Annotated in this window: 3 protein-coding genes; all 3 read right to left on the reverse strand. The window is 46.4% G+C overall.

The window, feature by feature from the left end:
• Positions 1 to 367: 367 nt before the first annotated feature.
• The gene (gene dmeF, locus AC2VLY_RS10740) at positions 368 to 1,615 is read right to left on the reverse strand and encodes a CDF family Co(II)/Ni(II) efflux transporter DmeF (RefSeq protein ID WP_486891675.1); all 1,248 of its coding nucleotides are present in this window, start codon (positions 1,613 to 1,615) and stop codon (positions 368 to 370) included.
• An 8-nt stretch (positions 1,616 to 1,623) separates the two neighbouring features.
• A complete protein-coding gene (locus tag AC2VLY_RS10745; RefSeq protein WP_024895334.1) occupies positions 1,624 to 1,902 on the reverse strand; it encodes a metal/formaldehyde-sensitive transcriptional repressor in 279 nt (92 codons plus the stop codon).
• 255 nt (positions 1,903 to 2,157) lie between these two features.
• Positions 2,158 to 2,928, reverse strand: coding sequence for a COG4705 family protein (locus tag AC2VLY_RS10750; RefSeq protein ID WP_065957824.1), 771 nt, complete (start codon positions 2,926 to 2,928; stop codon positions 2,158 to 2,160).
• Between the last annotated feature and the right edge of the window lie 241 nt (positions 2,929 to 3,169).

Consider the following 3,169-nt stretch of genomic DNA (forward strand, 5'->3'; position numbering starts at 1 on the left):
CTTTTGGGAAGGTTGTCTCCGTAAAAACTGGGCGTGCTCTAAAATGAAGTGCAACACCTCTGGTCGAAGGCAGACGGAGGTGAGAGATGGCCAGAAAATACAGGCAATTGATGCCCGATCAGCGAAACCACACTCCAGTCGAAGTGATGGCACAGCAAATCAGGCAGTTAAACAATGGTGTTGCACTTCAAACTTGAAACCGCCTTTACCGACAACGGGTGAGTAGGGATGGTGTATTCCCACCTGGCTTATGCCCTCTATTCATCCATCACACAAAGCATTTCCATTGGCCAAATGTACCAGATTCACACCTAACAGAAGAATACCGACCAAGGCAGTCGATAAATCACCTCGATTACCCACTCACTCAATTTTGAGGTTCAGTTCTATAGATCTCAATAGTCAAGTGGGATATGGACCTAAAACATGATAATTTCTGCTGATATTCTTTAATACTAGATTGCGTGGATGTCTGCACAGAAAGAATTGCACCAAGATGACCCGGACCAAGGCGCCAGAGATGCAAATCTGACACTGTGTCACCATCCATTTCAATTTTCTCCTGCATCTGCTGGGCTAGACTTTGATCAGGGGTCATATCCAAAAGAATTTTGGCGGTGTCCCGGACTAATCCATATGCCCAATTTCCGATAACAATTGCCCCAACAATAGCGGCCAATGGGTTCATCCAGAGCCAATTAAAAGTAAATCCCAGCCATAGCCCAACAACAACAAGAGCGGATACCGCTGAATCTGTTACAATATGAGCAATCGCCGCACGCATATTGTTATCCCGCCCGATCGACTCATGTGTGTGCTCGTGTTCAGAGAATTGGACCAAACTGCTTGTTCCATTGCAGTCAACTATGGCCGAAAATTCATGTGGTTCGGGAATTTCTTCAACAGATTCCAGATAACCTTTTTGAGTCGCCATGAGGAATACATGGCGCTGGCCATTGGGGCGTACGGTCTCGACGGATACAGGCAAGTTGGCTAGATCGGTGGCATGGTCACTATAGATGCGAAATCTTGGCGGCACACCCCGCTCATAAATTTCTAGATGAATATTTTTATTGTTAAGGAACAAGGATTTTCGCTCATCTTCATGGTCAGTTATATGCGGATGTGTGTGCATGGAGTGGTGCTCATGATGGTGAGAGTGGCCACCGATAAGAATCCATCCGGTAATCACATTAACCAATAAGGCCAGGCCAGCAATAGGCAACGCCTCAGTATAATTGACCGGCATTGGAGCAAAAAATTGTCTCACAGCCTCAAACCCTATCACCACTGCAATCATTGCCATGACAATGGCACTACTAAAACCAGCAAGATCACCGATTTTCCCAGTCCCAAAGCTGAAACGTGGGTCATGAACATGTTTGCGTGCATAGCGATAGGCTAATGCTGTTAGCAATAAGGCACCTGCATGCGTGCTCATGTGTACGCCATCGGCTATCAGGGCAATAGATCCAGATAAAAAGCCACCGACAATTTCTACCAACATCATTACAATACATATCCAGACCACCCACCAGGTTCTTCGTTCATTATGTTCGTGGTCGGTTCGCAGGAAAATGTGTCCATGCCGTAGATTGGCAGATTGAACGGCCATATATTGCCTCACTTCAAGTAGGTACGAATTACTGCTATAAGCTGTTCTGTCGCTTCCTGATTCAGAGCCTTTGGAAAACTGGTTGTATCTACCAGATGGGTGCGGACATGATCTTCAACGACCTCTGCCATAAATCCAGCAATGGCACCACGCACACTGGCGATTTGCTGCATAATCACTTCGCAGCCTCTTTCTTCCTCTAATGCATGCTCCATGGCTTCAATCTGCCCCCGTATTCTCCGCAGGCGGGCAAGCAGCTGTTGCTTCTCTTTAATGGTATGTGCCATAGAGTCAGTATAGAGTACCCCCCTACCCTATGCAATGCGCCCAAAGAAGGCGACGCGGCCTCATATATCGTCAGGTACTGCGTTATTCCCTTGGTTCGTGGCACATTGTCCAGAGCAATGTCGTACGCTGGATAAAAAAGCCGATCAGGTTCGGATTCCTGCCCGATCCGGCATAGATGTTTTCATATCCCGTAAAATGGCATTCACAGGCCGGGGGCTTCTGTGACCATAAACCCCTCTCTTTCGCATTAAACTTTAGTTGGGATCGTCCACTCTGTAAATTATCAAGTAGGTGAGCAGCATCAGAATGACCAGTGTTAGCGATATGCTCACCGGACCCGTACCCAAACCAAGGCCACCGAACTGAATGGGTTTGTCTGTCCAATCTGCGAAAGAGGCTCCCAATGGTCTGGTCAAAATATAGGCAATCCAGAAGGCAGCTATTTCATTAAGATCGAACATGAAATATGCAATCACGGGAATGCCAAACATTATGACAAACAAGATCCCCGATTCAAGGTAGCCTAAATCCAGGCTCGATGCAGTCATGTCACCAGCGGCGGTGCCCAACGCAAAGGTGGCTACAATGGTTGCCCAATAAAAAGCCTCGCGCCGAGGTGTATGCACACTGTGTATGGAAAGCGTCTTTTCTTTGAGCTTCCAGATTCCCAGAATCCCGATCAATGCCATCAGAAAAACGGATGTCGAGATATCATAGGGGACACCCAGTACGACATGGGTAACGTCGGCTATTTGTGTCCCGAAAATACTTACCATGATAACAGCAAACCAGTAATAGTGTGCTTTATATTGATTGCTACGCATCTGCAGCCAGAGAGCAATCAGGAATAATAACCCGCAACCAATAACAGCCAGATAGGGGTTCGTGTGAAATACGAGAAAATCTGACGTGGCCTCTCCCATGGCAGTAGTCAGGAGTTTCGCTATCCAAAAATAGGCGGTAATTTTAGGTACCTTCAGGAGTGGTGCATTTCCGGAAGTGCGGTTGAAGACAGCTGTGTTCATTGACGTTCCTTATTTTCTCTCTCATGAAACTGGTAGCAAGGTGGCAAATCAGCTTGTCTACCCAGTATGTCAAAAGTTCTTGATAGGATTAACGCCCATCCTTAGATCAAAGCGAAAAGCCTGGAAATAAGGACGAAAGGGTATTCACAATGTCACTACAGGCTGGAATACCCAGAAGCTATTAATCTGGAATAGAGATTTTATACCAAAGTGATGCACCGATTAAAGCAATTAAATAATT

The sequence above is a fragment of the Acidithiobacillus sp. TH-A36 genome (assembly GCF_057473445.1).